Origin of the sequence: Streptomyces sp. NPDC020490 (genome assembly GCF_044335305.1) — a bacterium.
Lineage (GTDB): Bacteria > Actinomycetota > Actinomycetes > Streptomycetales > Streptomycetaceae > Streptomyces.
The window spans coordinates 98615-125303 of record NZ_JBIRUY010000030.1; the positions used below are offsets into that span (position 1 = coordinate 98615).

21 protein-coding genes are annotated in these 26689 nt (G+C 73.5%); 11 read left to right on the forward strand and 10 right to left on the reverse strand.

Annotated elements, in window-relative coordinates; all coding sequences use genetic code 11:
• Nucleotides 1-7: 7 nt before the first annotated feature.
• A complete protein-coding gene (locus ACH4ZX_RS28145; protein WP_398278416.1) occupies nt 8-517 on the reverse strand; it encodes a hypothetical protein in 510 nt (169 codons plus the stop codon).
• Nucleotides 518-777: 260 nt separating this feature from the next.
• Here ACH4ZX_RS28145 and ACH4ZX_RS28150 point away from each other — a divergent pair, with 260 nt between their 5' ends.
• The 3 genes from ACH4ZX_RS28150 (at nt 778) to ACH4ZX_RS28160 (ending at nt 3611) form a co-directional block, all read left to right on the forward strand.
• The gene (locus ACH4ZX_RS28150; RefSeq protein ID WP_398278418.1) at nt 778-1092 is read left to right on the forward strand and encodes a hypothetical protein; all 315 of its coding nucleotides are present in this window, start codon (nt 778-780) and stop codon (nt 1090-1092) included.
• Nucleotides 1093-1293: 201 nt separating this feature from the next.
• The gene (locus ACH4ZX_RS28155) at nt 1294-2994 is read left to right on the forward strand and encodes a PHP domain-containing protein (RefSeq protein WP_398278421.1); all 1701 of its coding nucleotides are present in this window, start codon (nt 1294-1296) and stop codon (nt 2992-2994) included.
• The gene (locus ACH4ZX_RS28160; protein WP_398278424.1) at nt 2991-3611 is read left to right on the forward strand and encodes a hypothetical protein; all 621 of its coding nucleotides are present in this window, start codon (nt 2991-2993) and stop codon (nt 3609-3611) included. Before ACH4ZX_RS28155 ends, ACH4ZX_RS28160 begins: the two co-directional genes overlap by 4 nt.
• A gap of 70 nt (nt 3612-3681) precedes the next feature.
• Here ACH4ZX_RS28160 and pstB read toward each other — a convergent pair whose 3' ends face one another.
• The 7 genes from pstB to pstC form a co-directional block, all read right to left on the reverse strand.
• Nucleotides 3682-4563 carry a phosphate ABC transporter ATP-binding protein PstB gene (gene pstB, locus ACH4ZX_RS28165; protein WP_398278427.1) on the reverse strand — a complete coding sequence of 294 codons (882 nt, stop codon included), beginning with the start codon at nt 4561-4563 and terminating at the stop codon, nt 3682-3684.
• Between the two features lie 41 nt (nt 4564-4604).
• Entirely contained in the window at nt 4605-5513 is a 909-nt protein-coding gene (locus ACH4ZX_RS28170; protein WP_398278430.1) for a sortase, read from the reverse strand.
• A gap of 121 nt (nt 5514-5634) precedes the next feature.
• A complete protein-coding gene (locus ACH4ZX_RS28175; protein WP_398278433.1) occupies nt 5635-7629 on the reverse strand; it encodes an Ig-like domain repeat protein in 1995 nt (664 codons plus the stop codon).
• Between the two features lie 130 nt (nt 7630-7759).
• Nucleotides 7760-10498 carry a hypothetical protein gene (locus ACH4ZX_RS28180; protein ID WP_398278436.1) on the reverse strand — a complete coding sequence of 913 codons (2739 nt, stop codon included), beginning with the start codon at nt 10496-10498 and terminating at the stop codon, nt 7760-7762.
• Nucleotides 10495-12228: a phosphate ABC transporter substrate-binding protein PstS gene (locus tag ACH4ZX_RS28185; RefSeq protein ID WP_398278439.1), complete on the reverse strand. Its 1734-nt coding sequence runs from the start codon at nt 12226-12228 to the stop codon at nt 10495-10497. The genes ACH4ZX_RS28180 and ACH4ZX_RS28185 overlap by 4 nt, the downstream gene beginning before the upstream one ends.
• On the reverse strand, nt 12228-13670 hold the full coding sequence (gene pstA / locus ACH4ZX_RS28190) for a phosphate ABC transporter permease PstA (protein ID WP_398278441.1): 1443 nt from the start codon (nt 13668-13670) through the stop codon (nt 12228-12230). Before pstA ends, ACH4ZX_RS28185 begins: the two co-directional genes overlap by 1 nt.
• 1 nt (nt 13671) lies before the next feature.
• A complete protein-coding gene (gene pstC / locus ACH4ZX_RS28195; RefSeq protein ID WP_398278444.1) occupies nt 13672-14688 on the reverse strand; it encodes a phosphate ABC transporter permease subunit PstC in 1017 nt (338 codons plus the stop codon).
• A 309-nt stretch (nt 14689-14997) separates the two neighbouring features.
• Here pstC and ACH4ZX_RS28200 point away from each other — a divergent pair, with 309 nt between their 5' ends.
• The 3 genes from ACH4ZX_RS28200 (at nt 14998) to ACH4ZX_RS28210 (ending at nt 18182) form a co-directional block, all read left to right on the forward strand.
• A complete protein-coding gene (locus tag ACH4ZX_RS28200) occupies nt 14998-15816 on the forward strand; it encodes an SAM-dependent methyltransferase (RefSeq protein WP_398278447.1) in 819 nt (272 codons plus the stop codon).
• 223 nt (nt 15817-16039) lie between these two features.
• On the forward strand, nt 16040-16549 hold the full coding sequence (locus tag ACH4ZX_RS28205) for a hypothetical protein (protein WP_398278450.1): 510 nt from the start codon (nt 16040-16042) through the stop codon (nt 16547-16549).
• Nucleotides 16550-16649: 100 nt separating this feature from the next.
• Entirely contained in the window at nt 16650-18182 is a 1533-nt protein-coding gene (locus ACH4ZX_RS28210) for an SPFH domain-containing protein (RefSeq protein WP_398278453.1), read from the forward strand.
• 225 nt (nt 18183-18407) lie between these two features.
• Here the strand turns inward: ACH4ZX_RS28210 and ACH4ZX_RS28215 are convergent, their stop codons facing one another.
• Nucleotides 18408-18809: an ArsR/SmtB family transcription factor gene (locus ACH4ZX_RS28215; RefSeq protein ID WP_398278456.1), complete on the reverse strand. Its 402-nt coding sequence runs from the start codon at nt 18807-18809 to the stop codon at nt 18408-18410.
• A 133-nt stretch (nt 18810-18942) separates the two neighbouring features.
• Between ACH4ZX_RS28215 and ACH4ZX_RS28220 the strand changes: the two genes are divergently transcribed.
• From ACH4ZX_RS28220 to ACH4ZX_RS28235, 4 genes are all read left to right on the forward strand, one after another.
• Nucleotides 18943-20922, forward strand: coding sequence for a heavy metal translocating P-type ATPase (locus ACH4ZX_RS28220; RefSeq protein WP_398278459.1), 1980 nt, complete (start codon nt 18943-18945; stop codon nt 20920-20922).
• The gene (locus ACH4ZX_RS28225) at nt 20919-21317 is read left to right on the forward strand and encodes a (2Fe-2S) ferredoxin domain-containing protein (RefSeq protein ID WP_360757864.1); all 399 of its coding nucleotides are present in this window, start codon (nt 20919-20921) and stop codon (nt 21315-21317) included. Before ACH4ZX_RS28220 ends, ACH4ZX_RS28225 begins: the two co-directional genes overlap by 4 nt.
• A gap of 287 nt (nt 21318-21604) precedes the next feature.
• Nucleotides 21605-22879 carry an MFS transporter gene (locus ACH4ZX_RS28230; RefSeq protein WP_398278463.1) on the forward strand — a complete coding sequence of 425 codons (1275 nt, stop codon included), beginning with the start codon at nt 21605-21607 and terminating at the stop codon, nt 22877-22879.
• A 221-nt stretch (nt 22880-23100) separates the two neighbouring features.
• Nucleotides 23101-23832, forward strand: a complete 732-nt coding sequence (locus tag ACH4ZX_RS28235) for a hypothetical protein (protein ID WP_398278466.1) — start codon at nt 23101-23103, stop codon at nt 23830-23832.
• Between the two features lie 141 nt (nt 23833-23973).
• Here ACH4ZX_RS28235 and ACH4ZX_RS28240 read toward each other — a convergent pair whose 3' ends face one another.
• A complete protein-coding gene (locus ACH4ZX_RS28240; protein ID WP_398278469.1) occupies nt 23974-25149 on the reverse strand; it encodes an acyl-CoA dehydrogenase family protein in 1176 nt (391 codons plus the stop codon).
• Nucleotides 25150-25286: 137 nt separating this feature from the next.
• On the opposite strand from ACH4ZX_RS28240, the gene ACH4ZX_RS28245 reads away from it, so the two are divergent.
• Nucleotides 25287-26477, forward strand: a complete 1191-nt coding sequence (locus tag ACH4ZX_RS28245; RefSeq protein WP_398278472.1) for a CaiB/BaiF CoA transferase family protein — start codon at nt 25287-25289, stop codon at nt 26475-26477.
• Nucleotides 26478-26689 lie beyond the last annotated feature (212 nt).

The window sequence follows — 26689 nt, forward strand, 5'->3', positions numbered from 1 at the left end:
CCGCGGATCAGCTCTGCTGCGCCGCCGCGACCGCCTTGCGCAGCGCGTCGAGGAAGTCCCGCCCGGCGTCGTCGTCGCCGAGAGCGACGTAGTAGGCGCCGTACTCCGGGTGCCGGGACCAGTGGGCGTTGATGCTGATGCCGCTGTCCTCCAGAGCGCTGCCGTGGCCCGGGAAGCGGTCGGCCACGGCGTTGCGGCCGGACAGGCTCATGCCGTCCAGCCGGGCGGACATGACGGTGGTGCCGGTGGACGCCCGGGTCACCGCGACCACCAGGTGGCGGGGGGTGAACAGGGCGACGGTGCGGTGCTCGGGGTCCGGATCCGACATGCCCTTCAGCCGCGAGAACAGCCCCGTCTTGTACAGGCGCGTGCTGACGGTGTCACAGCAGGCCACCGCGTTCGCCAGGACGTCGCCGAGGGAACGCTCCTCCGCGTGCGCGGCGATCGCGGCACGCGTGTCCGGCTCGATGTCCTGCGGCCCGCAGGATCTGCTGCCGCGCTTGTACAACCGCTCCATCTGGCCCCTCATCCCCTGAGACGGATACGTCGGATACGACGGATCGATCCGTGTGCGTGGGGGGGGGCACGCATAGGCTACACGCCCGACCGCACCGACCTGCCCGCATTCCGCTCGGGCCCAGGCCGACCGATCGGATACACACGTCACCGTGTGCGTGGTTATCTTCTCTCCGGCGATCACCGTCCGGGTGTCCGGACCGACGCCACTGCCGGCCCTGCGCTCCCCGCTGCCCTCAACCACCCTCCGAGAGGTGCCTCATGTCAAGCCGCCTTGCCCTGCTCGCCATGCCCGGTGAGAAACTGACGGCGCTGCCCGTCGACGAGCTGGCCCGCCTGCTGCTGCGCGACCTGGCTCTGGACAAGCCGCCGCTGAACCTGGACAACTGGGTGCGGTCGATACGGAGACAGCACCGCAAGGACCCGGCCGCGATGGGCGCGGTCAGCGAGGCCGTGGCCTGGCTGCGCCACCACATGTACGTCGTGGACGACCTGCGCTACAGCGCGTCGGACGGCTGGGTGATCATCAGCCGGCAAGGCAGGGCGTGGCTGCGGGGCATCGACCTGGACGCGTGAGCGGCCCGCCGGTGCTCCCGGCGGGCCGCCGCGGCCGAAGGCCCGCCAGGACCGCCGGCCACGCGCCGGTGGCCGAAAAGCTCTCGCTGCACATCAGGCGTTCCGCGCCCCAGCATCGTTCCGCCTCCGGGCGTTCACGCGGGCTTCCCACACTTGGCGCGTCCCAGCACGTACGCGCCTGCCGTCCCGCGGGAGTTGAACATGAGCCACGGCCACGACCACGGCCATCACCACCACCATCACCACGGGGACGAGGACCTCTCGTCCCTGCCGCCCGCCCTCGACACGTCCATCCCCGACGAGGAGTTGACGCCCAGCCAGCACTCGCGGCGCTCCATGCTGCGACGCGCCGGGCTGCTCGGCGCCGGGCTCGCGGCGGGCAGCGTGCTCAGCGGCGCGGGAGAGGCGGCCGCGTCGACCGCGGCGATGCCCGCCACGCACACCTCACGCTCCGGCCGGTACCTGTGGCTGGCCGGTGACCACCACATCCACACCCAGCACAGTTCGGACGGCAAGTACCGCGTCATCGACCACGTCCGTCAGGCGAACGCGCACGGCCTGGACTGGATGGTCATCACCGACCACGGCAGCGTCACCCACGCCAAGATCGGCGTGGAGAAGGTCAATCCGGACATCGTCGCCGCCCGTGACCAGATCGAGGACACGCTGGTCTTCCAGGGCCTGGAGTGGAACATCCCGGCCGCCGAGCACGGCACCGTCTTCGTCCACCCCGGCAAGAACGAGGTCGCGGTACTGAAGGAGTTCGAGAACTCCTTCGACGGCAGCGTCAAGGGCGCCACCGCCGGCACGGCCACGAACGAGGCGCTGGCCATCGCGGGCATCAACTTCCTCGCCGAGCAGGTGCAGCGGCGCAAGCTCAAGGACGCCCTGCTCCTGGCCAACCACCCGGCCCGCAAGGGCATCGACTCCCCGCACGAGATCCGCGGCTGGCGGGACGCGCAGCCCTCGATCGCGGTCGGCATGGAGGGCGCCCCCGGCCACCAGGCCGCCGGCATCGCCGCGCCGGGCGGCCCCGGTTCCGGGCGCGGTTACTACGACAACAGCCCCAGCGCCGACTCGTTCGCGGCGTACCCGCTGGAGAGCTACCGCACCTGGGGCGGCTTCGACTGGATGACCGCCACCGTCGGCGGCCTGTGGGACAGCCTGCTCGCCGAGGGCAAGCCCTGGTGGATCACCGCCAACTCCGACTCCCACAGCGTCTACGCCGACAGCTCCGTCCGCGGTCCGAACAGCGACTTCGCGGGCAACGGCCGCTACAACGACCCCGTCTACGGCGGCGGGCTCAACCTCACCGACGGCGACTACTGGCCCGGCCAGTACTCCCGCACCCATGTCGGCGCCGCGTCCTTCTCCTACCAGGCGGTCATGGACGGCATCCGGGCCGGCCGCGTCTGGGTCGACCACGGCGGACTGATCAGCGGCCTGAACGCGCAACTGCGCTCCGGCGGCCGGGCGGTGACCCTGGGCGGGATGCTGCAGGTGCGCCGCGGCAGCGAGGTCGACCTGGTGGTCGAGATCAGCCTCGCGAACGGCCCCAACTGGGCGCAGTTCGTGCCCACGCTGGCCCGCGTCGACGTCATCCAGGGCGACGTCACAGGGCCGGTGTCGGACAAGGACACCTTCACCACGCCGAACACCGAGGTCGTGAAGTCCTTCGAGGTGAACAAGGCCACCGGCACGGTCCGCCTGACGTACTCGCTCGGGCCCGTGGACAAGCCCGTGTACGTGCGGCTGCGCGGCACCGACGGCAACCGCACCGCCGTCGGCCTGGGCGGCGCCTCCGTCGACCCGGCCGGCCCCGCCATGGACGTCCTCGGCGACGCGGACCCGTGGAAGGACCTGTGGTTCTACTCCAACCCGATGTGGGTCCTGCCCGCATGACCGCACCCCACACCATGTCCGGCGTCCGCCCCGTCATCGGGGTGGACGCCGGGACGTCGAGCCTGCGCGAGGCCGACCACCTCGTCCACCACCTCGCGGACCGCCTCGGCCTCCCGGCCGGCACGATCGCCTGCACCCACCTGATCCGCACCGACGACCGGCGGGGCACCGCCGTCTCCCTCGCCCCGCCCGACGCCGGCGCGGCCGAGGCGGCATGGCGGCGACTGGCCGCCCTGGACATGCCGGAACTGGGCGCGGCGCTCGGGGACCGTACGCACGGACCGCTCGCGGCGGCCCGCACGGCCGCACTCGCCGCCGCGGAACACACCGCCCGGCGCGGCGGCCGGGCCGTGCTCTACCCCGGAGCCGAGCACCTCACCGGTACCGTCACCGTGGCCGTCCTGCTCGCCCTGACCGCCGTCGACCGGCTCACGGTGGTCGGCGCGCCGGCCGACGGGCCGGGGCCCGACCCGGCCACCCCCGTGCACACCCGCGGCCACGTACGGCCCGAATGGCGCGACGGGCGGCTGGCCCTCGCCCTGGTCCCGGCCGCCGGCGGCACCCTCGCGCCCTTCGAGGTGCCCGAGCCCACACCCTGCTGCGCGGACCACTCCTGACGACGGCCCCACCCGCCGTCGTCAGGAGGCCGGGCAGCAGAGCACCAGCCGCTTCGGCCGGCGCGCCGCGTCAGCCGAAGCGGCCCGCCACGTAGTCCGCGGTACGGCTGTCCTGAGGACTGGCGAAGATACGGTCCGTGGGGCCGTGCTCGACGATGCCGCCCGGGGTGCCCTGTTCGGCGAGGAAGAACGCGCACTGGCTGGAGACGCGCGCGGCCTGCTGCATGTTGTGCGTGACGATCACGATGGTCACCTCGCCGGCGAGTTCGTGGATCGTCTCCTCCACCCGGCGGGTGGAGGTGGGGTCCAGCGCAGAGCACGGCTCGTCCATCAGCAGCACCCGGGGGCGTACCGCCAGTGCGCGGGCGATGCACAGCCGCTGCTGCTGGCCGCCGGAGAGCGCGCCGCCCGGCTGGCGCAGACGGTCGCGGACCTCCTTCCACAGGCCGGCCCGGGTGAGCGACTCCTCCACCAGCCCGTCCTTCTCGCGGCGGTGCGCGCGGGTGCCCGTCAGCTTCAGCCCCGCCACCACGTTGTCGTAGATCGACATCGCGGGGAACGGGTTCGGCTTCTGGAAGACCATGCCGATGCGGCGGCGCGCGTCGGTCAGGCGGCGGCCGGGGCCGTAGATGTCCTCCCCCTCGAAGAGCACCTCGCCGCCGAACCGCGCCGCCGGGATCAGCTCGTGCATGCGGTTGAGCGTGCGCAGGAACGTCGACTTGCCGCAGCCGGACGGGCCGATCAGCGCGGTGACCTGCCCGGCGGGCATCGTCAGGGACACCCGGCTCAGCACCTGGTGGCCGCCGAACCAGGCCGACACGGCACGGGCTTCCAGGGCGGCGGGGGCGACGGCCGGCCCGCCGGCCGCGGAAGGCAGCACGGCGGTGTCGGCCAAGGGGTCGGCCGGGGCGTCGGCCGGGGCGTCGGTCGGGGTGCAGGTGGTGTCCGTCATCTCGGTACCTCGGTTCACGGCGGGGCTGGGCGGGCGTGCGGTCACAGCAGGTTCGGCAGGAGTTCGGTCGCGCGCGTGGCCACCTCGAGGCCCAGCACCGCGACGACCGGGGCGAAGACGATCCAGGTCTGCTGCCTGCCCCAGCGGTGCCAGGCCCAGACGGCGGCCACGGCGGCGGCCAGCAGCGCCTGCAGCCACATCACCAGCGGCCACGGCACCCCGGCCGGGCGGGCCAGCGGCTGTTCGGACTCCGGCAGTGTGCCGGGGCGGATGACGGCGGCCGGGGTCTGGAAGGCCGCGGAGACCAGGTCGGCGTCGACGCGCAGCACACCGCCCGGCATGAAACGCGGACCGGTGGCCGTCACCAGCACCAGGCGGCCCTTGCCGGCCGCCGGCGCCGCGGGCGCCGGGTCGCCCGCCCGTCGTACGTCGAGCACCCGGTAGCGGGCCTTGCCCTGGCCGGTGACCACCGTGAGGGTGTCTCCGGCGGTGAGCCGCGCCAGGCGTCCGAACGGGCCGCCGTACGCCGCCGCGCGGCCCATCAGCACGCTGCTGCCGGCCTGTCCGGGCATCGGGGTGTCCCGGCGGTGTCCGGGGCCGCCGGTCAGGACGGTGGAGTCGGTGCCTTCGAGGACGACCTGCCGGACACCGATCGCGGGGATCTCGATCAGGGCGAGCGGGGTGCCGGGCGCCAGCAGCGCGCCCTGCTGGTCGGCCTGGGCCACCGGAGCGGTGCCCAGGGCGAGTTCGCCCCGCAGTTCGTCGAACGCGGCGTGCTGCGCGGAGCGTTCCTGGATCCCGCTGACCAGCAGCAGCTGAACGGTGATGCCCAGCAGCAGGGCGGCGACGCTGAGCAGGGCGCCCCGGGCGAGATGGCGGACGGCGGTGGCGGCCCGCACCCGTGGCCGTGCGGGGGACGATGTGAGCGTGGTCTGCACGGCGACCGTCACGGCGGCCCGCCTCCTTCGCTGGTCATGGCGACGCCGCCGGTGTGACGACTTCGCCGCTTGTGGGGGTTCGGGTGGGGTGGGCCCGGGGGACCGCGGCGCGGCGGTCCCCCGGGCGGTGGTGTCAGGTGGACTTGACGGTGAAGTTCGCGCCGCTCTTGGCGGACACCGACGAGGAGCCCGCGTAGAAGGCGTGCAGGGTGTGGGAGCCGCGGCTCAGCAGGGGCAGGGTGACGGTCACCTTGCCGCCGCTCAGGGTGCCGGTGGCGATCACCCGCGTGCCCTCGTAGATCCGCACCGTGCCGGTCGGCGTGGTGCCGGTCGCGGCGACCTTCACCGCGACCTTGGCGTGCGCGGTGTGGCTGACCGTGCTGGGCGCGGAGGTGCTGACGGTCGGCGTGGCCTTGGTGACCGTCAGGCTGACGCTCGTCTTCGAGCCGAGGAGCTTGCCGTTGCCGCCGTAGGAGACCGTCAGCGTGTGCGTGGCCACCTTGAGGTGGTTCGACAGGCTGACCGTCACCTTGCCGGAGCTGTTCAGGGTGCCGGTGCCCAGCGTGGTGGAGCCCTCCTTCACGGTCACCGTGCCGGTCGGGACGACCCCGTGCGTGCCCGTGACGGTGACGGCGACCTTCGGGGCCTTGCCGTACGCGGTCTTGGGCGCGCTCGCCGTCGTGGCGCTGCCGTACTTGACGGTGCCGGTCCAGGACGCGGCGGCGCCGGTGCCGTTGAGGTTGGCGGCCGAGACGGTGGCCGTGTAACCGCCGAGGGCCAGGTTGCCGAAGGTGTACGACTTGGTGGTGGCCGGGACGTCCTTGACGGCCGCGACGCTGCCGTCCGAACGGGTCAGTGTGAGCCGGTAGTCGGTCACCGGCAGCCCGGTGGCGGCGGGGGCCGTCCAGGTCAGCTTGACGCTCGCGTCGCCGAGGGCGGCCTTCAGGCCGGGCGCGGCCGGCGTCGAGGTGTCGATGCCCGACTCCTCCAGGCCGCCCAGCTTGGCGTGCTTGGCCACGCTGGTGGAGCCGTTGTACGGCTCGTTCACGAAGCCGAAGGCGGCGATGACCTGCTCGGCGGCGTCGGAGGCCAGCTCGGCGGTGTGGCTGCCGCTGGTGACGAAGACGTCGTAGAGGTCCTTGTCGAAGAAGATGCTGGTCGGGTCGATCGCCCGGCTCGGGACGACGTTGTAGACGTCGCGGCCGAAGGTGGAGTTCTCGTAGTAGGCGGTGACCGGCGAGAGCTTGCCGTTCACGGTCGTCACCGGGCTGGTGGCGCCGCTGTCGCCGGGCAGCTGCACCGCCGCCAGGTGACCGCCCGCGGCGGCCGCGTCCTTGGTGTAGTCCGGGGCGACGCCGTTGACCTGGGCGATCCAGCTGCCGACGGAGAAGGGCACCAGCGCGCCGTCCTCGGTCAGCGCGGCGTCGCCCTGGTTCTCCTGGACCGTCGGGACGTTCGGGGACAGCGTCGCGTCGGTCAGGCCGATCGCCGACAGGAAGAACTTGCGGGTGCCCGAGCCGCTCTGCGGGATCTTCGGGTGCACGGTCTGGCCGCCGACCTGGGTGAGCGAGCCGGAGTAGATGTCGTGCAGCTGGTCCACCGTCAGGGTGTCCAGGGCCGAGCCCTGCACCGCGACGCCCACCGCGTCCCGGGCGAAGGGGATGTAGGTGAGGGCGGTGCCCGACGTGCTCGGGGTGCCCGAGGAGCGGGCGAAGTCGACCTGGCCCTTGATGGAAGTGCCGGCGGAGTCCGGGTACTTGTCGCCGGTCAGCGACTCGCTCAGGGCGAGGCGGCCCTTGCCGGAGCCGTTCGGGCGCAGGAAGGACGGGCCGTCCGAGCGGGTCTGGATCGTCGAGGAGGTGGAGCCGGTGCCGGGCTCGATCGCGTCGTAGGAGGCGATGCCCGCGCCGTCCGCCGACTTCACGGCGGTGCCCGCGTAGCTCTTGCCGTTGACCGTGTCGCCGGCCAGCGCGTTCATCACGTCCTGCGTGGTGTCCGAGCCCACGCCGACGAGCTGACGGTAGGTCCCGGCGGGGGTGGGGTCGGCGTACGCCGGGCTCGTCAGAACCAGGCCGCCGGACACCACGGCCGCGGCGACGAGCACCGCAGTGGAGCGCGTTCTGCGCATCGGGATTCTCCTGAGGGTAGTGCGGAGTGAGCGAGGTGATCTGGCAGGGTGGTACGGGCCGTCCGCCCCGACTGCCTTTCGGGGCGGGCGGCCGTCTGTGGGGGGTGCGGGCCCGCGCGGGGCCCGGTTCTCACCCCCGGCCGGGCGGCAACAGCCTCCGCAGCCGCTCCGGCAGGGTGAACTCCGGTACGAGCGTCACCGTGCGGCCGCCCGGCAGCGGCACCCGCAGCGGCAGCCGTAGCCGGCTGCCGCCCGCGAAGGGGGCGCCCACCCCGGCCGCCGCGCCGAGGGCGGCGCCGACCGGGACGGCGTAGCGCAGCGGGTTGGCCGGGTCCGCGGGCGTGTTGCCCGCGGCCGTGGTCTGCAGCGCCTTGCCCCCGTCGTACGACGCCCGGGTGCTCGGGGTGGCGCCGGCGCCGCCGTCCGGCGCGGACTCGGTGCCCGTGCCGCCGCCGGCCGCCGTACCGCCGGTGCCGCCGCCGCCCGCGCCCGTGCCGAGCGTCTCGGAGCCGCCGCCGCTGCCGCCGCTCGCGGCGGGGGTGCCGCCGGTGGCCGTCGGCCCGGTGTAGTGCAGGAGCGCGTCGGCCGCGTGGGCGGTGCGGGTGCGGAGGGCCTGCGGCAGGGGGGCGTACCCGGCCGGCAGGCGGCCCGGGTCGGCGCCGCTGACCTGGCCGCCGCCCGCCGCGTACGTCAGCAGCGCCGCGTAGTCCTTGCGGGCGTCCGCCTTCAGCGAGCCGGGGCGGACGGCCGCGTACACCAGCTGGGCCAGCGGGTAGGCGCCCTTCGCCTTGGCGTTCGCCGGGGTGATCTCGGGGACGCCGGTGCCGGAGGCGCCCTTGGCCGCCTCGGTCAGCGAGCCGGCCGACGGGGCGACGAACCGGCCTGCCGTGTTGCGCAGTTCGGCGGTCTGCAGGCCGTACCGGGCGGCGGAGGCCGCGTCGGTGACCGTGATCACGAACCGGGAGCCGACCGTCTGCGGGCCGGTGCTCTTGTACGCGGGCGGGTTGGCCAGCGCGTCCCAGCTGGACTTCCACAGCGTGTCGGCACGCCGGGTGTGCAGGGCGCCGGAGTGCATGTCCGCCACGTACGGGTGGAAGTCGGTCATGCACTGCTTCTGGTCGGCGGGCGCGTCGGTGCCCGGCGGGACCGTGCACCACGGGTCGCTCTTGGGGTAGTCGTCCGTCGCCGACGGGTCGAACGGGGCGCCGGCCGGGTTCAGGTCCGCGTTGGTGCTGTAGTACGGGTTGACCCGCATCCCGTGGTCGTCGGAGACGCCGTTCAGGAACTGCCGGGCCTCCTTGTCGGCCAGGATCCACCGCCACAGCGCGCGGGCGGTGTCGGTGTGGCCGAGCGAGGTGAGCAGGTCGGTGTCGGTGGCCGGGGTCTCGGCGACCGACAGGTACGCGAACTCCGGGTTCAGGTCGACGAATTCCGGGTCACTGGCCAGCCCCGCCGGGTTGTCCTTCGCCCAGCCGTAGCCCTTGGCCGTGGTGTCGCCGACCACCGCTCCCCAGGGCGAGTTGCGGTACGACTCGGTGAGCAGCTTGGCCACCAGCCGCGGGGTGAGCCTGACCGACTCGACCTTGGTGCCCGCCAGTTCGCGGATGCCGTCCGGCGCCCCGGCCCTGGGTCTGCGCTCGATCGTGAATCCGATGACGGCGCCGGAGAGGGCGACCGGAGCATACGTCGTCGTCCCGGACGGCGCGGTCGTGCCCGGGTCGGCGCCCAGCGCGCGGGTGGTGAGGGCGAGGCCGGAGGCGCCTTCGGCGGTGAGCCGGGCGCGGGTGTCCGGCTCACCGAGCTGCGTGTAGCCGTAGACCTTGCCGGCCGGGCACAGGGCGGCCTGCCAGCTGGTCATGGCGTCGGCGGCCAGTTCGCTGCCGAGGGTGGGCCGCTCCTTCGCGCCGAGCGCGCAGTTGGCGCCGACCGTGTTGAAGCCGAGCGGGATCGCGACGCGGTTCTTCCAGTTGGTGGAGGACACCGGGGAGCCCGCGTTGACCTGGCTGTGGTCGGCGTACGGTTTACCGTCCAGGTCCAGATGGCCCTGCGGGACGATCACCAGCCAGCAGGAGCGGGGCTTCGTGACGCCGTCGCGGGTGACCGGCATGCCGCAGCCCAGGTGCGGGGCCTCGTTGGCGGTCTGCACCTCGAAGTACTCCTGGCCGGTGCCGTCGGCGCCGGTGCGGGCGAAGTCGACCTCGTTGGTGGTGTTGCGGTTGAACAGCGCGTTGTTCTGCGTGCCGGTGGTGATGACGGTGCCGTCCACCGACTTGAACGGCACCTCGCCCGGCGCGCTGGGGTTGGCCGCGCCGTACCGGTCGTCCTGGCCGTAGTTGGTGGGGTCGGCGCTGTAGAAGACCTGGCGGGTGTCGTCCTGTCCGTTGCCGGGCCAGTTGCCGCGGTCGGTGGTCGGGGAGGCGCCGTACTGGCACTGGGTGCGCGGCGGGCCGGGGTTGGACGGCACGGTGCCGTCGTCGTCGCCCCAGCACTGCATGATCTGCACGAAGTCGGTGTCGAACAGGGTGCCCGCGAAGCTGGTCGGGGCGCCGCCCGTCCAGGAGACCTTGACGGCCTGGCTGGTGAGGTGGGTGGTCTGGCTGACCGTGAACCTCATGTCCTTGAACTCGCCGCGGCCGGAGACGGTGACGGCGGAGCCGGTGGCGGTGCCGCCCGCGCCGAGGGGGGCCGCGGGCGCCGCCTGGGCGACGGCGAGCCCCACGAGGGCGCCGGCCGCGGCACCGGCGACCAGGCGGACCAGGGCGTTGCGCAGGACCGGGGCGTTGCGCAGGACCGGGGCGTTGCGCAGGGCGGGGGCGTTTCGTCGGTTCAGGGCGTTGCGCAGGAGCGTGGGGTGGCGTGGCAGTCTCATCGCCGGCCCCCGTCCGCGGCGTCGTCGCGGGAGCGGGCGCCGGTGAGCAGCCGCGACACGACGGACGGCAGCAGCACCAGCCCCAGCACCAGGAACGAGGCCAGCAGCATCAGCGTCTGGGTGCTCGTCCAGCCGCTCCGGCCGCTCACCGAGACCGGCTGGGCGAGGGCCACGGTGCCGCCCGCGCCCCCGGCGGAGCCGACGCCGGTGCCGTCGGCGGCGACGGTCTGGCCGGTGTCCGGGTCGATGGCCGTCCCGGAGCCGCCGGACGCGCCGCCCGCCGTACCGCCGCCGCCCGTCGAGCCGCCACCGCCCGTCGAGCCGCCGGAGCCGGAGCCAGAGCCGGAGCCGCCCGAGGCGCCCCCGCCGGTCCCGGAGCCGCCGGACGCGCCGCCCGAGGTGCCGCCGCTGCCGGCCTTCGCTCCTCCGCTGCCGGTCGTGCAGGGCGCCGCGCCCTTCTTGTCGCACGCCGCGGGATACGGCGCCTCCTCGGCGAGCTTGTTGCGGCCGGAGGCGGTGAAGGTGGGGTTGTTGCAGCCCTTGATGTTGATGTTCTGCGCCACCACGCCCGGGATCCGGCGGATCTGCTCGAAGCCCGCCTGCACCAGGTTGATCGGCAGCGGCGAGTAGCCGAGCTGGGGCGCCGCCTGCTGGCCCTGGCACATGAAGTAGTACGAGAACGCGCCCAGCGTCTTGCCCTTGGCCTTGGTGAAGGTGCCCTGCACCTTCAGCGGCAGGATCATGTACGAGTAGCTGGACAGCGGGTAGTTGCGCTTGTCGGTGTCGTTGTAGACGCCGTTCAGCTTCTGGGTGAGGTAGTCCGGTGAGCTCTTGTCGGTGTTGATCTTCGCCTTGAGCAGCGAGACGGCGACGTTCTGCGGGGTCGGCTCGGTGTAGTAGCCGGAGTGGTTGAGGACCTTGGCGACCGGGAAGTGCGCGTTGAGGGCGTAGGAGTAGTTGACGTAGCCGATCGCGCCCTCGCCGTAGTTCTGGGCGACGTAGCCCGCCACGCCGAGGTCGCCGGACTGGGCGATCATGCCGGGGACGGTCGGGTAGTACGAGGTCTGCCCGCAGGCCCCGGACCTGCCGACCCGTCCGCAGTACGCCTGCCACAGCTGCTTGTGCTGGTCGGCCATCCACGTGGTGAACTGGGCGGTGGAACCGGAGCCGTCGGAGCGGACCACGGGCACGATGGCGCGGTGCGGCAGCTGCAGGCCCGGGTTGTCGGCCCGGATGGCCGCGTCGTCCCAGCTCTTGATCACGCCCGTGAAGATCTTGGTGACGATGTCGCCGGACAGCCGCAGGTTGGTGATCCGCTTGCCTCCGGCGGTGAGGTGGTACATGAAGACCGTGCCGCCGGCCACGATCGGCATGTAGGCGTACGACCCCGCGGCCGGCCGCTCGGCGGCCGAACCGTCCGTCGGGTTGGTCTGGAAGGGGATGTCGGAGACCGCGAAGTCCACGGTGCCGCTGAGGAACTGGCGGCGGCCGTCGGACGAACCGGTGCCGGCGTAACTGATCCGCATGCCGTACTGGTTGACGGCCCGGTGCCACTCGTCGACGGCGTTCTCCGCCCAGGTGGAGCCGGCTCCGGCGATCGGCGTGTAACTCTCCGCCGCGGCCGGCGCCGCGGCGGGCCCGGCCAGCAGCCCGGCGATCACACCGAGCATCGCGGCGAGGGCCGCCGCCGCCCGCAGGCGGCGGAGACGGGGGATGAGGTGGCTGAGCATCAGTCGGTCTCTCCGGTGTTCTCGCCGGGGGTGTCTTCGGGCCGGTCGTCGGGTCGGTCTTCAGGGCGGTCGTCGGTGACGGGGGACTCGGTGGAGCGGGTGCCGGTGCGCACGGCGGAGCCGGCGTCCACGACGGGGGCGCTCGCGGCGGGGGTGTCGTCGGCGGCAGCGCTCACGGCGGCAGCGCTCGCGGCGGGTGCGTCCCCGGCAGGGGCGCTCGCGGCGGGGGTGTCGTCGAACAACGACAGCCGCGGGGCGTGCCGTTCGTCGAAGCGGACGGCGGTGCGGCGCGAGGCGCGGGCGGTGCGGCGGGCCTGGCGGCGGCTCTGGTGGCCCGGCCCGCGGCCGCCGATGACCCGGGCGACGACGAACAGCACCAGCACGAGCACCATGAGCACCGCCGCCGCGCCGAAACCGCGGGCGATCATCGTCGGCTCCGGCGACTTGATGAAGGTGAACACCGCGAGCGGCAGCGAGAGCATCGGCCCCTCGGTGGGGTCGGCGTTGAGCGCGGCCGTGAAGCCCGCGGTGAGCAGGACGGGCGAGGTCTCGCCGATGCCGCGCGCGGTGCCGAGGATGACCGCGGTGGCCAGCCCGGAGCGGGCCGTCGGCAGTACCACGTGCCACACGGTCCGCCAGCGCGGGGCGCCCAGCGCCTCGGCGGCCTCGGTCAGCGGGCCGGGCACCAGGCGCAGCACCACGTCCGCCGCCCGGATCACGATCGGCAGCATCATCACACTGATCGCGAAGGCCGCCGCGAGGCCGGACTTCTGCATGCCGAGGCCGAGGATCCAGGTGGCGTACACCATCAGGCCGGCCACGATCGACGGCAGCGCGGTCATCGCCTCGACGATGGTCCGGACGAACCGGGAGAACCGGCCGGGGATCTGGTTGAGGTAGACGGCGCAGGACAGGCCGAGCGGGACGGTGATCGCCAGGGCGATGGTGATCATGATGAGGGTGCCGAGCATCGCGTGGGCGATGCCGCCGCGGGTGAGCGGGTCGAGCGGGCCCGACGCCTGCATGTCCTGGGTGAAGAAGTTGGCGTGCGGCAGCGCGTCCCGGCCCCGCCAGGCGGTGAACCCGACGACGAGCACCAGCCCGGAACACAGCACCAGGGCCGCCGTCCACAGCACGACGGTCATCACCCGGTCCCGGACCGCCTGCACGTCCTCCTCCAGCCCGGTGAGCACGGCGTAGATCAGGAGGAAGCACAGGTAGGCGGTGACGGCGAAGCCCAACGCACCCGAGAAAGGCGCGAGTTGCCCGAACAGCAGCACGGCGACGCACAGTCCGGAGGCGGCGGCGCACAGCGACAGCACCCCGGACCGGGTGGGGCCGCCGATGCGGCGGGGCTCCTCGGGCGGGCCGGCATCCGGGCCGGCGGCCGCCGCGGCGGGCGCCGCGAGGGGGGCGGGGGCGGTCTCTTCCACGACGGTCATCTCATGCCTCGCTCTGCGCGCCGGACCGGGAGCGGGCCACGATGGAGGAGGCGGTGAAGTTGACCGCCAGGGTGAGCAGGAACAGCGCCAGGCCCGCCGCCATCAGCGCCGACATGCCGAAAGTGGACGCGTCGCCGTAGTGCAGGGCGATCAGCGAGGACACCGAGTTGGAGCCGGTCTGCAGGATGTGCGGCTGGATCACGAAGACCGGCGAGATGATCAGGTACACGGCGATCGTCTCGCCGAGGGCCCGGCCGAGGCCGAGCATCGTGCCGCCGATGACGCCGCCCTTGCCGTACGGCAGGACGACCGCGCGGATCATGCCCCAGCGGGTGGCGCCCAGCGCGTACGCCCCTTCCCGCTCGCCGGCCGGGGCCTGCGCGAACACCTCCCGCATCACCGAGCACTGGATCGGCGCGACCATCAGCGCGACGACGATCCCGGCGACGAAGGTGGAGGCGGTGTAGACGCTGTCGGAGGCGAGCGGATCGCCGGACCGGGTGCCGTCCACCGTGAACAGGGGGATCCACCCGAACCAGTCGGACAGCCAGCGCGACAGCCCGATCACGTGCTGCTGCAGGAAGAACAGCCCCCACAGCCCGTACACCACGGACGGCACGGCCGCCATCAGGTCGACCATGGTCACCAGCGTGCGGCGCAGCCGGCGCGGAGCCACCTCGGAGATGAACAGCGCCGTACCGAGGGCCAGCGGCACGGAGAGGGCCACGGCCACCGCCGCGATCAGCAGGGTTCCGGTGAGCACCGCGGCGATGCCGAACCGGTGGACGTCCGGCTGCCATTCGGCGGTGGTGAGGAACGCCCACCCTCTGACCCGCAGCGCCTGACCGGCCCTCAGCAGCAGGAAGAGCCCGACGGCCGCCATGACGGAGAGAACAGCGACGCCGGTGGCCGTCAACTGAATCCGAAGGATCCGGTCACCGACACCCCGGCCCGTGTACAGCCGCCGTGGCTCGAATCTGCCGGATCCGTCGGACTCTTCTTCCTCAGCGGACTCCATGAAACGCACGCCCCTACAGACGAAACGACTCTCCCCGCACGGCACCGAGCGGCTGCCGCGCGAGGAGAGTCAATGGCCGAACCTCTTCGAACGCGCCGTTCACATGTGGCCGGATCGGGAACAGATCATGTCTTCTCTGTGCGCCTTTTGTGGGCACGGCTGTTGCCCGGCCGGCACGGGGTGACGGTGCCGCACGCGACGGGCGGCAGCGAAGCCGTGGGCCGGTGCCGGGTCCGGCTCGGCGTGGGGCTGCGCCGAGACTGCCGAAGCGGCGGCAGGCAGGCGGTGTCGTGGGGGAGGATGGCCGGCATGACGGATGAAGGCTCCAGCATCGACCCCACCACGCCCAGCATCGCCCGTGTCTACGACTATCTGCTGGGCGGCAAGGACAACTACGCCGTGGACCGGGAGATCGGCGACGTCTTCAGGCGTGACCTGCCGGGGTCGGTCGCCATCGCCTTCGCCAACCGGGCCGCTCTGATACGCGCGATCGCGCAGATAGCGACGACCACCGACGTGCGGCAGTTCGTCGACCTGGGCAGCGGCCTTCCCACCGCGGACAACGTCCACCAGGTCGCCCAGCGGCACGCCCCCGAGTCCCGGATCGTCTACGTCGACACCGACCCGCAAGTCCTCGTCCACGGGCGCGCCTTGCTGGAGCAGAACGAACGGACCCGGGTCGTCATGGCGGACGTCCGCAACCCCGCGGACGTCCGTACCCACCCCGACACCCTGGAACTGATCGACTTCGACCGCCCCGTCGCCGTCATCTTCAGCGCCGTCCTCCACCACGTCAACGACGACGAGGACCCGGCGGGCATCGTCCGCTACTGGCGCGACCGCGTGCCCTCCGGCAGCTACTTCTTCGTCAGCCACTTCCGCTCCGGCAACAACACCGAGACGGAGGAGGCCGAGCAGATCCTGCAGCGGACCTTCGGCCGCGGCCGGTGGCGCACGGACGCCGAGATCGCCGCCCTGCTGGAGGGCCTGGACATCCTCGAGCCCGGGATCGTGCCCGCACCCCTGTGGCGTCCCGACACCGTCGACAGCCTGTGGAGCGACGGCGGCGAACGCGAACTCACCGTCTGGGAACGGCTCATCGTCGCCGCACTGGCCCGCAAGCCCTGAACGACGGTCCCGCGCCCCGGGTCTCGCCCCGCTGACCGCGCTCCTGCCCGGCGCGGGCCTCCCGGCCGCGGCCGCCGATGCCGAGACGCGCGGTGTCCTCGCCGACGGCAGGCAGGCAAGGCGCTCGAACGTTGCCGGAATCAGGAAAAGATCGATCCCCCCTCGCCGTGTCAGGATTCCGTCAAGTCGGAGATCAGCGACGGGCGGGAGGGGGACGGCACGCATGGCCTGGTTTCTCGGCCTCGGCATCGCGGGGATCGTGCTGCTCGCCCTGTCGCTGGTCCTCGACGGGCTGCTGGACGGCGCGCTGGACGGCGCGCCGGGCGGCAGCCTCGACGGATGGCTGTCGCTGCCGGTGCTCGCCGGTTTCCTGTCGATGACCGGGTTCGGCGCCGTCATCGCCCAGGCGGCGACGGGCGCCGGCCCCGTGGGCGCCACCGCTGCCGGCACGTCGGCGGGGCTGGTCACGGCGTGGCTCACCTACCGCTTCAGCCGTGCCCTGATGCGTGACCGGACCGCGGCGGCGCCCACCGGCAACGACCTGATCGGCGTGTCCGGCAAGGTGGTGACCGCCATCCCGGCCGACGGTTTCGGCGAGGTGATCCTGCACGTCGCGGGGCAGCCGGTGAAATTCGCCGCGCGCTGCGTCGCGCCGGTGGCCCGGGGCGCCCAGGTGTGGGTGGAGGCGGCACCGTCCGCGACCTCCGTACTGGTGCGTCCCGCGGACCCCTGAGCCGCCGGCTACGGCACGGCGGCCGTCCCACCGTCCGGTCATCGCCCCGATCGGGGCTCTTTCCCCACCCTCCGGGGTGCTGTCTGTCTGGGGGCATGTCATGACACCTGTCGTCTCCGCCGTGGTCGGAGTCGTCGTCCTTCTCGTGCTGATCGCGCTGGTCGTCGTCAGCCGCTACAAGGTGGCCGGTCCGAGCGAGGCGTTCATCGTCACCGGCAGGCGCGGCAAGAAGGCCACCGACCCGGAGACCGGCCGGGTCTTCACCGACAACAGCGGGCAGAAGGTCGTGGTCGGCGGCGGTGTCTTCGTCGTGCCGTTCGTGCAGCAGAAGTTCACCCTCGACCTGTCCTCCCGGCACATCCCGGTGGCGGTGCGCGGCGCGGTCACCCTGCGCGGCGTGAAGGCCAACCTCGACGGGGTGGCGATCGTCAAGGTCGGCGGGACGGAGGACGCGATCCGTGCGGCGGCGCAGCGGTTCCTGATGCAGCAGGACGGCATCGTCGGCTTCACGCAGGAAGTGCTCTCCGGCGCGCTGCGGGCCATCGTGGGGCGGATGTCGGTGGAGGACGTCATCCGCGACCGGGCGGCGTTCGCCGGGCAGGTGGCGGAGGAGGCCGAGGCGAGCCTGTCCGGGCAGGGACTGGTGCTGGACGCGTTCCAGATCCAGGACATCACCACCGAGGGCTCCTACCTGGAGGACCTCGGCCGCCCGGAGGCGGCCCGCGCCAAGCAGGAGGCGGACATCGCGGAGGCCGAGGCGCGGCGGGCGGCCGAGCAGGCGCGGCTGAAGGCGGAGGAGGAGATCGCCGTCGCCCAGCGCACGCTCTACCTGAAGCAGGCCGAGATCAAGGCCGAGACCGACCAGGCCGCGGCCCGGGCCGACGCGGCCGGTCCGCTCGCCGAGGCCGCCCGGAGGCAGGAGATCCTCGCCGAGCAGGAGAAGGTCGCCGAACGGCAGGCCGCGCTGACGGACCGTCAACTCGACACGCAGGTCCGCAAGCCCGCCGACGCTCAGCGGTACGCCGCCGAGCAGGAGGCCGAGGCCAAGCGGGTGGCCCGTGTGAAGCAGGCCGAGGCCGAGCGGCTGGCCGCCATCGCCGCCGCGCAGGCGGAGGCCGAGCGGGCCCGGCTGGTCGGTGAGGGCGAGAAGCAGCGCCGGTCGGCGCTGGCGGAGGCGGAGGCCATCGAAGGCCTGAAGCAGGGCGAGGCCGAGCGCGCCCGGCGCGCGGCCATCGCCGAGGCCGTACGGCTGGAGGGCGACGCGGAGGCCGCGGCGATCGCGGCCAGGGGCGGCGCGGAGGCCGACGCGATGCGCAAGAAGGCGGACGCGTTCGGACAGTACGGCGACGCCGCGGTCCTCCAGATGATGGTCGAGGTGCTGCCGCAGGTCGTGGCGAAGGCGTCCGAACCGCTCAGCGCGGTGGAGAAGATGACGGTCATCTCCACCGACGGCGCGGGCCGGATCCCGCGGGCGGTGGCGGACAACGTCGCCCAGGGCCTGGAACTGCTCGGCTCCACCACGGGCGTCGACCTGACGCGACTGCTGAAAGGCATCACCGAGCGGGCCACCGGCGCCGTGCAGGGCGAGCCGTCGGCCGCCTCGCCCAACGGGAAGGCGGAGATCGCCGGCTGAGCGGCGGTCGCCGGAGCGCAGGCCGCCGGCCGCCCTCGCCGCGGCCGGGCGCGGCGGTCCGGGAGGACCACCGCGCGGTGGCGCCCGCCGTGGTGCGGGTCGGCTGCCACGGCGGCCGGCCGGTGACGGTCCACCCGGTGACCGGCGGCCCCGGCGACCGCCTGCTCCACGACTCGGGCCGGCCCCGGTCCTCCGCGGCGAACCAGAGCAGTGCCGGGGCGGCGCTCAGCGGGCCCCGGCTGTCTCGGCCGGGACGTCGGCCGGGGCCCCGGCCGGGGTGTCGCGCAGGCCGAGGCGCAGGTGCTCGACGTGGTAGAGGGCCTGCTCCAGCAGTTCGGCGACATGGTTGTCGTAGAGGGCGTAGATGACCGAGCGTCCCCGGCGCTCGCCGGTGACCAGGCCGAGGTTGCGCAGCAGGCGCAGCTGGTGGGAGCAGGCGGACTGCTCCATGCCGACGGCGTCGGCGAGTTCCGTCGCCGCGCACGGGCCTTCCTGGAGGCGGGACAGGATGCGCAGCCGGGACGGGGTGGCGAGGGCCTGGAGGGTGGCGGCCACATCGGCGGCGCCCAGGGTTTCGAGGCGCTCGCGCGCGGTGGCGGTGGTCTTGGCGTCAGCTCCGTGGCCCATGGCACTCATCCTACGGAGCGCCGCCCGGTGATACATGAAAGCATCTTCATGTGATCCTGTACGGTGAGGGCGGCGGCGCCTCCTTTGGGCCGACCGCTGCCCCGTCATGCCTTCTCGAAGGACTTCCGCACCGATGACCTCCACCCTCGCCCCCGCCCCCGCCGACCGGGCGGTGTCCGCACGCGCCACGGGGACGCCCCGGCGCGGCACCCGCCTCCTCGCCCTGCCCGAGGCGCGCTGGGCCGCGGCGGCCACGGTCTGCTTCCTGCTCGCGCTGCCGTTGCAGTGGACCGGCGCACCGGCGTGGGCCTGGGGGCCGCTGTACGCGCTGACGTACGCGGCCGGCGGCTGGGAGCCGGGGTGGGCGGGCCTGCGGGCACTGCGGGAGAAGACCCTCGACGTCGACCTGCTGATGGTCGTCGCCGCGCTCGGGGCGGCGGCGATCGGGCAGGTCATGGACGGCGCGCTGCTGATCGTCATCTTCGCCACGTCCGGCACGCTGGAGGCGCTGGCCACGGCACGCACCGCCGACTCCGTGCGCGGGCTGCTGGATCTCGCGCCCGCCACGGCGACCCGCGTCGGCGCGGACGGCACCGAGGAGACCGTCCCCGTCGAGGAACTGTCCGTCGGCGACACCATCCTCGTACGGCCCGGCGAGCGCGTCGGCGCCGACGGCCGCGTGCTCGACGGAGCCGGCGACGTCGACCAGGCGACCGTCACCGGCGAGCCGTTGCCCGTCGCCAAGGAGAAGGGCGACGAGGTCTACGCGGGCACCCTCAACGGCACCGGCGCCCTCACCGTCCGCGTCGAGCGCGACGCCTCCGACACGGTGATCGCACGGATCGTGCGCATGGTGCGGGAGGCGTCCGAGACCAAGGCGCCCACCCAGTTGTTCATCGAGAAGGTCGAACAGCGCTACTCGCTGGGCATGGTGGCCGTGACCCTCGCCGTGTTCCTGGTCCCGCTCGCCTTCGGCGCGAACCTCACCGACGCGCTGCTGCGGGCCATGACCTTCATGATCGTGGCTTCGCCCTGCGCGGTCGTGCTGGCGACCATGCCGCCCCTGCTGTCCGCGATCGCCAACGCCGGACGGCACGGTGTTCTGGTCAAGTCGGCCGTCGTCATGGAGAGGCTCGGACAGATCGACGCGGTGGCGCTCGACAAGACCGGCACCCTCACCCAGGGCACCCCGAGGGTCACCGACATCCTGCCGCTGACCGGATCCGGCCTGGACGAGGACGAGTTGCTGGTCCTCGCGGCCGCCGCGGAACACCCGAGCGAGCATCCGCTGGCGCACGCCGTCGTGGACGCCGCGCGCCTGCGCGGGCTCGTCCCGCCGCTGGCCGAGGACTTCGACTCCACGCCCGGTGTCGGCGTGACCGCCACTGTCGACGGACGCGTGGTCGCGGTCGGCGCGCCGGCCCGGCTGCTGAACGGCGCGACCGACGCGGACTCCGCGCGGGCGTCGGTCCTGGCCGGTGGGCTGGAGGACGACGGGCGCACCGCGGTGCTGGTCACCGTGGCCGGTACGCCGGCCGGCGTGCTCGGCGTCGCGGACCGGCTGCGCCCCGACGCCGGCGCCGCGGTCGCCTCCCTCACGGTCCTGGCCGGGACCGCGCCCGTGCTGCTGACCGGCGACAATCCGCGCGCCGCCGCCCGCCTCGCCGCCGAGGCCGGCATCGGGGACGTGCGCGCCGGACTGCTGCCACAGCACAAGGTGGGCGCGGTCCGGGAGCTGGCGGACACGGGCCGCAAGGTGATGATGGTCGGCGACGGCGTCAACGACGCCCCGGCGCTGGCGGCCGCCCACACCGGTGTGGCCATGGGCGGGGCAGGCTCCGACCTCGCCCTGGAGACCGCCGACGCCGTCATCGTCCGCGACGAACTCGCCGCCGTCCCCGCCGTGATCTCCCTGTCCCGCAGGGCCCGCAGGCTCGTCGCGCAGAACCTGGTCGTCGCCGGTGTCTTCATCACGGGCCTGGCGGTCTGGGACCTCGTCGGCAACCTGCCGCTGCCGCTCGGCGTCGCGGGCCACGAGGGCTCCACCGTCGTCGTCGGCCTCAACGGGCTGCGGCTGCTGCGCGAGACGGCCTGGAAGCGGGCCGCCGGATGAGCCGCCGCAAGGCCCCCGCCCAGGCGGCTGCACCCCGGTGCACGGTCACCGTGTGCCGGGGCTGCTGCTGCGGCACGGCCAAGATTCCCGGCGTCGACCACGCCGCCCAACTCGCCGCGCTGAAGGCCCAGCTGGGGCCGGTCGCCCAGGTCAGGGCGGTGAACTGCCTCGACGCCTGCGAGCAGGCCAACGTCATCGTCGTACAGCCGTCCCCGGCCGGGCGGGCCGCGGGCGGGCGGCCGGTCTGGCTCGGGCTGGTCAACGACCCCGACGCGACGGCCGACATCGTGACGTGGGTCAGGGCCGGAGGCCCGGGCGTCGCCGATCCGCCGGTGATCCTCGACCTGTACGAGTTCGGTCCGTCCCGGCGCGTACGGCGCTCGGTGGAGGACTGAACCCACGGGGAGCGCGGCGCCGTTCCCCGGCGCCCCGGCCTTCGAGACCGAGGAGACGGCCCCGGGGCCCCGGCCGCGCCGGACGCGGCATGACGCAGATCACTGCGCCCGAGGCCCGATCTTGGAATGAGCGGCCTGCCGCCGCTGCTGAGCTGTTGGGGGCTTTCTCTGCCCCGGGGTGGGCCGGGCAATGGTGCGCGGCGCGGCAGGCCACAGGATCCGGACGGTTCCGGGCCCTTCTGCCGTCCTGCTCCTGTACCGCGCTCTTCGAAAGGTTCTCCCGCACCATGCCTCTGGCTCTGCTGGCGCTGGCTGTCGTCGCCTTCGGTATCGGCACGACCGAGTTCGCCACGATGGGGCTGTTGCCCCAGATCGCCGACGGTGTCGGCGTGTCCGTACCGCACGCCGGCAACCTCGTGTCGGCCTACGCGCTCGGTGTCGTCGTCGGCGCCCCCGTGCTGACGGGCATCGGCGCGCGGGTGCCGCACAAACGGCTGTTGCTGCTGCTGTCCGGGCTCTTCGTGATCGGCAACGTCGCGTCCGCGCTGGCTCCCGACTTCGCCCTGCTGTTCGCCGCGCGGTTCCTGGCGGGCCTGCCGCACGGCGCCCTGTTCGGCGTGGGCGCCGTCGTCGCCTCCCGGCTCGTCGCCCCCGAACGGGCCGCGCGCGCCGTCTCGAAGATGTTCCTGGGACTCACCGTCGCCAATATCGTCGGGGTCCCCGCGGGCACCGCGCTCGGCCAGCAGCTGGGCTGGCGGTCCGCCTACGGCGCGGTCGCCGTCATCGGCCTCGTCGCGCTCGCCTCGCTGGCCTGCTTCGTCCCGCACCAGCCGCGCGGCCGGCAGTCCGGCATCCGGCACGAGCTGCGGGCCATGGGCAACCGGCAGGTCGTGATCGGCCTGGCCACGGCCGTGGTGGGCTTCGGCGGGTTCTTCGCCGTCTACAGCTACCTGGTGCCGATGCTGACCCGTGTGACGGGCATGTCCGACTCCTCGACCACGCTGGTCCTCGCGCTCTACGGCGTCGGCATGACGGTCGGCACCCTGGTCGCCGGCCCGCTCACGGACCGCGCGCTGCGGCCGACCCTGTACGGGGGGCTGACCGCGCTCGCCGCGGCGCTGGTGACGTTCTACTTCACCGTCCACAGCACCGTGCCCGCCCTGGTGACGATCACCTTCATCGGCGCGATGGGCGCCTTCATCACCACGCCGGTCCAGATGCTGCTCATGGCCAAGGCGAAGCACGCCCCCACCATGGCGGCGGCCTCCAACCACTCCGCCTTCAACCTGGCCAACGCGGGGGGCGCCTGGCTGGGCGGCCTGGCCATCTCGGCGGGCTGGGGCTGGGCCTCGCCCGCTCTGGTCGGCGCCGCTCTGGCCGTGGCGGGCCTCGGTCTCGCCGTCGCGGGAGGCGTCCTCGACCGCGGCGGCCCGGACTCCGAGGTGGTCGTCTCCTCCGGCGCCGGGGCCCCGGCCGACGCCGGACACGCCGCCACCGGGCAGCCCGTGAGCGAGGCGACGGTTTCCTCCCGGACGTCGGCGGCCGGCGGAGAACGGGGATAGCGCGCCCGCCCGCGCACGCCCCGGCGTACGGCCTGCACCGACCAGGCCACCACCCGGCGCTTCGCCCGTTATCGGCGAGCGGTTCCCCGGCGCGACAGGCGGCCGGAGGGGGCCGGCGGCGGGAACCGGCGCCCGAAGGCCGCCCGAAATGTGCGTACGGGCAACCCCGGGGGCCTCCATCGGCGTGGAGGTGGGTGAGGGGCCTGAAGGGGGCGGCGCGCGTGCAGTTCATCGAGGTGACGGAGCTGGCCGGCGTACGGTCGGCGGTGATCCGGTTTGAGCGGCCGGGGACGGGGCTGGCCTTCCTGCTCTTTCCCATGATCCATCTGGCCAAGGAGGCCTTCTACCGGGAGGTGACCGCACGGCTGCGCGACTGCTGCGACCTCGTGATCGCCGAGGGTGTCGGCGAGGGGTCGGCGGGCGCCGACGCCCTGGTGGCGTCGTACCGACGGCTGGACGGTCACGAGCGGCTGGGGCTGGTGGTGCAGGACATCGACTTCGACGCGCTCGGGCTGCCGGTGGTGTGCCCGGACATGAGCGGCGAGCGGTTCCAGGAGGGCTACCGGCGACTGCCGTGGAAGGAACGCGCGATGGTGGCCACGGTCGTCCCCGCCGTGACGGCGGGGATGCGGCTGCTGGGGACACGCCGGTGGCTCGCCCGGCACCTGGCGACGGAGGACCTGCTGAGCGAGGCCGAGGAGGCGGCGGCGGACTTCTGGCCGGGCCTGGACGACCTGGTGCTGCGTCGCCGTGACCGGCTGCTGGTCCGGTCCCTCACCGGCTTCGACCGGGGCTACGCGGGCCGGAGCGGCCCCTTCACCGTGGCCGTGGTGTACGGCGCCGCCCACATGCGCGCCGCCTCCGAGGCCCTGACCGATCTGGGCTACCACGCCTCGGACGCCGAGTGGATCACCGTGTTCGCCCTGGACCCACCCGCCGGGCCCCGGCCCTGACGGCCGGGCCCCGGCCCTGACGGCCGGGCCCCGGCCCTGACGGCCGGGCCCCGGCCCTGACGGCCGGGCCCCGGCCCTGACGGCCGGGGCCCGGCCCCCGTCGACGCGGAGGAGACAGCGGGCGGGTCCGAGGGGGCGGGCTCAGCGGAAGGCGGCGATGCCGGTGAGGGCTTTGCCGATGACGAGGGTGTGGACCTCGCTCGTGCCTTCGTAGGTGAGGACGGACTCGAGGTTGTTGGCGTGACGGATCACCGGATACTCCAGCGTGATGCCGTTGGCGCCGAGCACGGTGCGGCACTCGCGGGCGATCCGCAGGGCCTCGCGGACGTTGTTGAGCTTGCCGAGGCTGATGCGCTCGGGGGTGATCTGGCCGTTGTCCTTCAGGCGGCCCAGCTGAAGGGCGAGCAGCATGCCCTTGCCGAGTTCGAGGCTCATGTCGGCCAGCTTCTGCTGGGTGAGCTGGAAGCCCGCCAGGGGGCGGTTGAAGACCGTGCGGTCGGCGGCGTAGGCGATCGCGGTCTCCAGGCAGTCGCGCGCGGCTCCCAGGGCGCCGAAGACGATGCCGAAGCGGGCCTCGTTCAGGCAGCCGAGCGGGCCGGACAGGCCCCGCGCACCGGGGAGCATCGCGTCGGCGGGCAGGCGTACGTTGTCCAGCACGAGCTCGCTGGTCACGGAGGCCCGCAGGGAGACCTTGTGCTTGATGTCGTTGCGGGTGAAGCCGGGGGTGCCGGCGGGGACGAGGAAACCGCGCACGCCGTCGTCGGTGCGGGCCCACACCACGGCGATGTCGGAGACCGAGCCGTTGGTGATCCACATCTTGGTGCCGTTGAGGACCCAGTCGGATCCGTCGCGCTCGGCGCGGGTGCGCATGGCGCCCGGGTCGGAGCCGGCGTCCGGCTCGGTCAGCCCGAAACAGCCGATGAACCGGCCGGCGGCCATGCCGGGCAGCCACTGCTGCTTCTGCTCCTCCGAGCCGTACGCCCAGATGGCGTACATCGCGAGCGAGCCCTGCACGGACACCAGGCTGCGCAGACCGGAGTCGACGGCCTCCAGCTCCAGGCAGGCCAGGCCGTAGGAGACGGCGCTCGTCCCGGCGCAGCCGTAGCCCTCCAGGTGCATGCCGAGAACGCCCAGCTCACCGAGGGCCGCCGCGAGTTCACGCGCCGGGATGGCGCCCTGCTCGAACCACTCGGCGACGTGCGGCCGCAGATCCCGCTCGCCCATGGCGCGCACGGTGTCGCGGATGTCCCGCTCCTCGTCGCTGAGCAGGGTGTCGATGGCGAACAGGTCGAAGGGGTGGACGGGGGAAGTCGTCATCGAGGCCTCTCCTGATGGCTGACAACAGCGGGTGACTGTGGATACGATCCCACCCGAGATTCGGATATCGGATCTTGGATCCAATTTGCAGCGTAGCCTCAGACCCGGTCGCTGCCAAGACACGAGAGGAGAGCCACATGCCGTCCGACCGCCCGCAGCCCGAGCAGGCCCTGTCCGGCATTGTCGTCGCCGACTTCGGCCGCGTGCTCGCCGCCCCGTACGTGACGATGCTGCTGGCCGACCTCGGCGCCGAGGTCATCAAGATCGAACGCCCCGGCGCCGGCGACGACACCCGCGCCTGGGGCCCGCCCTACGCCGACGGCGAGGCGACCTACTTCCTCGGCGTGAACCGCAACAAGCGCTCGGTCGCGCTGGACCTCACCGACGCGCACGGCAGGCGGGCCGCCCAGGAGATCGCCGCCCGCGCGGACGTGCTGGTGGAGAACTTCCGCCCCGGCACGATGGACCGACTCGGCCTCGGCTACGACACCCTGCGCACCCTCAACCCGAAGCTCGTGTACTGCTCGGTGACCGGATTCGGCGCCGGCCGAGGCGCCGCGCTGCCCGGCTACGACCTGCTGGTGCAGGCGATGGGCGGCCTGATGAGCGTGACCGGCGAACCGGACGGCCACCCCACCAAGGCCGGCGTCGCGCTCGTCGACGTCATCACCGGACTGCACGCCGGCATGGGCATCCTCGCCGCCCTGCGCCACCGCGAACGCACCGGCCAGGGCCAGCGGGTGGAGGTCTCCCTGCTCACCTCGCTGCTGTCGGCACTCACCAACCAGGCCTCCGCCTACGTGGCAGGCGGTGTCGTACCGCGGGCCATGGGCAACCGCCACCCGTCGATCGCGCCCTACGAGGTCGTCGACGCCCAGGACCGCCCCCTGGTGCTGGCCGTGGGCAACGACCGCCAGTTCACCGCCCTGTGCGCGGAGCTGGGCCTGCCCGAACTGGCCCGCGACCCCCGCTTCGCCACCAACCCGGCACGGGTGGCCCACCGCACCGAACTGCTCGCCGCGCTCGACGGGCCGCTGCGCAGCCGCCCCGCCGACGAGTGGTTCGAGGCCCTCACCGCCGCGGGCGTCCCCTGCGGCCCGATCAACGACCTCGCGGCGGCGTTCGCCCTCGCCGACGGCCTGGGCCTCGAGGCCCGCGTCCGCATCGACGACCCGCACCGCGACCGGCCGGTGGAGCAGGTCGCCAACCCCATCCGGCTGGATGTCACCCCCGCCGCCTACCGCAGCGCACCACCGCGCCTCGGCGAGCACACCGAGGAGGTCCTGAGCGAACTGGGCCTCGCCGACCCGCAGGACGCCACCGCCTAGCCCCCGGCCCCCGGCGACGCCGGTCCGCGCCGGGCTCGGTGCGGCCAGCCGGCCGGGCAGGGCGGGATCTCCCGCGCCAGGTCTCAGGCCACGACAGGGCGGACGTGATCTGGAGCGGCACTAGACGAGTAAGTCCGATCTCCGGTCAGTGGTCATAGGCGATCAGTGACCGGGTGATCGGTGCGTTGGTTGCGTTGTTGTGCCAGATCGCG

Bases quoted from the DNA above. Each gene is read 5' to 3' on its own strand.
- ACH4ZX_RS28145 (WP_398278416.1), bottom strand. From the start codon at position 517: ATGGAGCGGTTGTACAAGCGCGGCAGCAGATCCTGCGGGCCGCAGGAC.
- ACH4ZX_RS28150 (WP_398278418.1), top strand. From the start codon at position 778: ATGTCAAGCCGCCTTGCCCTGCTCGCCATGCCCGGTGAGAAACTGACG.
- ACH4ZX_RS28155 (WP_398278421.1), top strand. From the start codon at position 1,294: ATGAGCCACGGCCACGACCACGGCCATCACCACCACCATCACCACGGG.
- ACH4ZX_RS28160 (WP_398278424.1), top strand. From the start codon at position 2,991: ATGACCGCACCCCACACCATGTCCGGCGTCCGCCCCGTCATCGGGGTG.
- pstB (WP_398278427.1), bottom strand. From the start codon at position 4,563: ATGACGGACACCACCTGCACCCCGACCGACGCCCCGGCCGACGCCCCG.
- ACH4ZX_RS28175 (WP_398278433.1), bottom strand. From the start codon at position 7,629: ATGCGCAGAACGCGCTCCACTGCGGTGCTCGTCGCCGCGGCCGTGGTG.
- ACH4ZX_RS28180 (WP_398278436.1), bottom strand. From the start codon at position 10,498: ATGAGACTGCCACGCCACCCCACGCTCCTGCGCAACGCCCTGAACCGA.
- ACH4ZX_RS28185 (WP_398278439.1), bottom strand. From the start codon at position 12,228: ATGCTCAGCCACCTCATCCCCCGTCTCCGCCGCCTGCGGGCGGCGGCG.
- pstA (WP_398278441.1), bottom strand. From the start codon at position 13,670: ATGACCGTCGTGGAAGAGACCGCCCCCGCCCCCCTCGCGGCGCCCGCC.
- pstC (WP_398278444.1), bottom strand. From the start codon at position 14,688: ATGGAGTCCGCTGAGGAAGAAGAGTCCGACGGATCCGGCAGATTCGAG.
- ACH4ZX_RS28200 (WP_398278447.1), top strand. From the start codon at position 14,998: ATGACGGATGAAGGCTCCAGCATCGACCCCACCACGCCCAGCATCGCC.
- ACH4ZX_RS28205 (WP_398278450.1), top strand. From the start codon at position 16,040: ATGGCCTGGTTTCTCGGCCTCGGCATCGCGGGGATCGTGCTGCTCGCC.
- ACH4ZX_RS28210 (WP_398278453.1), top strand. From the start codon at position 16,650: ATGACACCTGTCGTCTCCGCCGTGGTCGGAGTCGTCGTCCTTCTCGTG.
- ACH4ZX_RS28215 (WP_398278456.1), bottom strand. From the start codon at position 18,809: ATGGGCCACGGAGCTGACGCCAAGACCACCGCCACCGCGCGCGAGCGC.
- ACH4ZX_RS28220 (WP_398278459.1), top strand. From the start codon at position 18,943: ATGACCTCCACCCTCGCCCCCGCCCCCGCCGACCGGGCGGTGTCCGCA.
- ACH4ZX_RS28225 (WP_360757864.1), top strand. From the start codon at position 20,919: ATGAGCCGCCGCAAGGCCCCCGCCCAGGCGGCTGCACCCCGGTGCACG.
- ACH4ZX_RS28230 (WP_398278463.1), top strand. From the start codon at position 21,605: ATGCCTCTGGCTCTGCTGGCGCTGGCTGTCGTCGCCTTCGGTATCGGC.
- ACH4ZX_RS28240 (WP_398278469.1), bottom strand. From the start codon at position 25,149: ATGACGACTTCCCCCGTCCACCCCTTCGACCTGTTCGCCATCGACACC.
- ACH4ZX_RS28245 (WP_398278472.1), top strand. From the start codon at position 25,287: ATGCCGTCCGACCGCCCGCAGCCCGAGCAGGCCCTGTCCGGCATTGTC.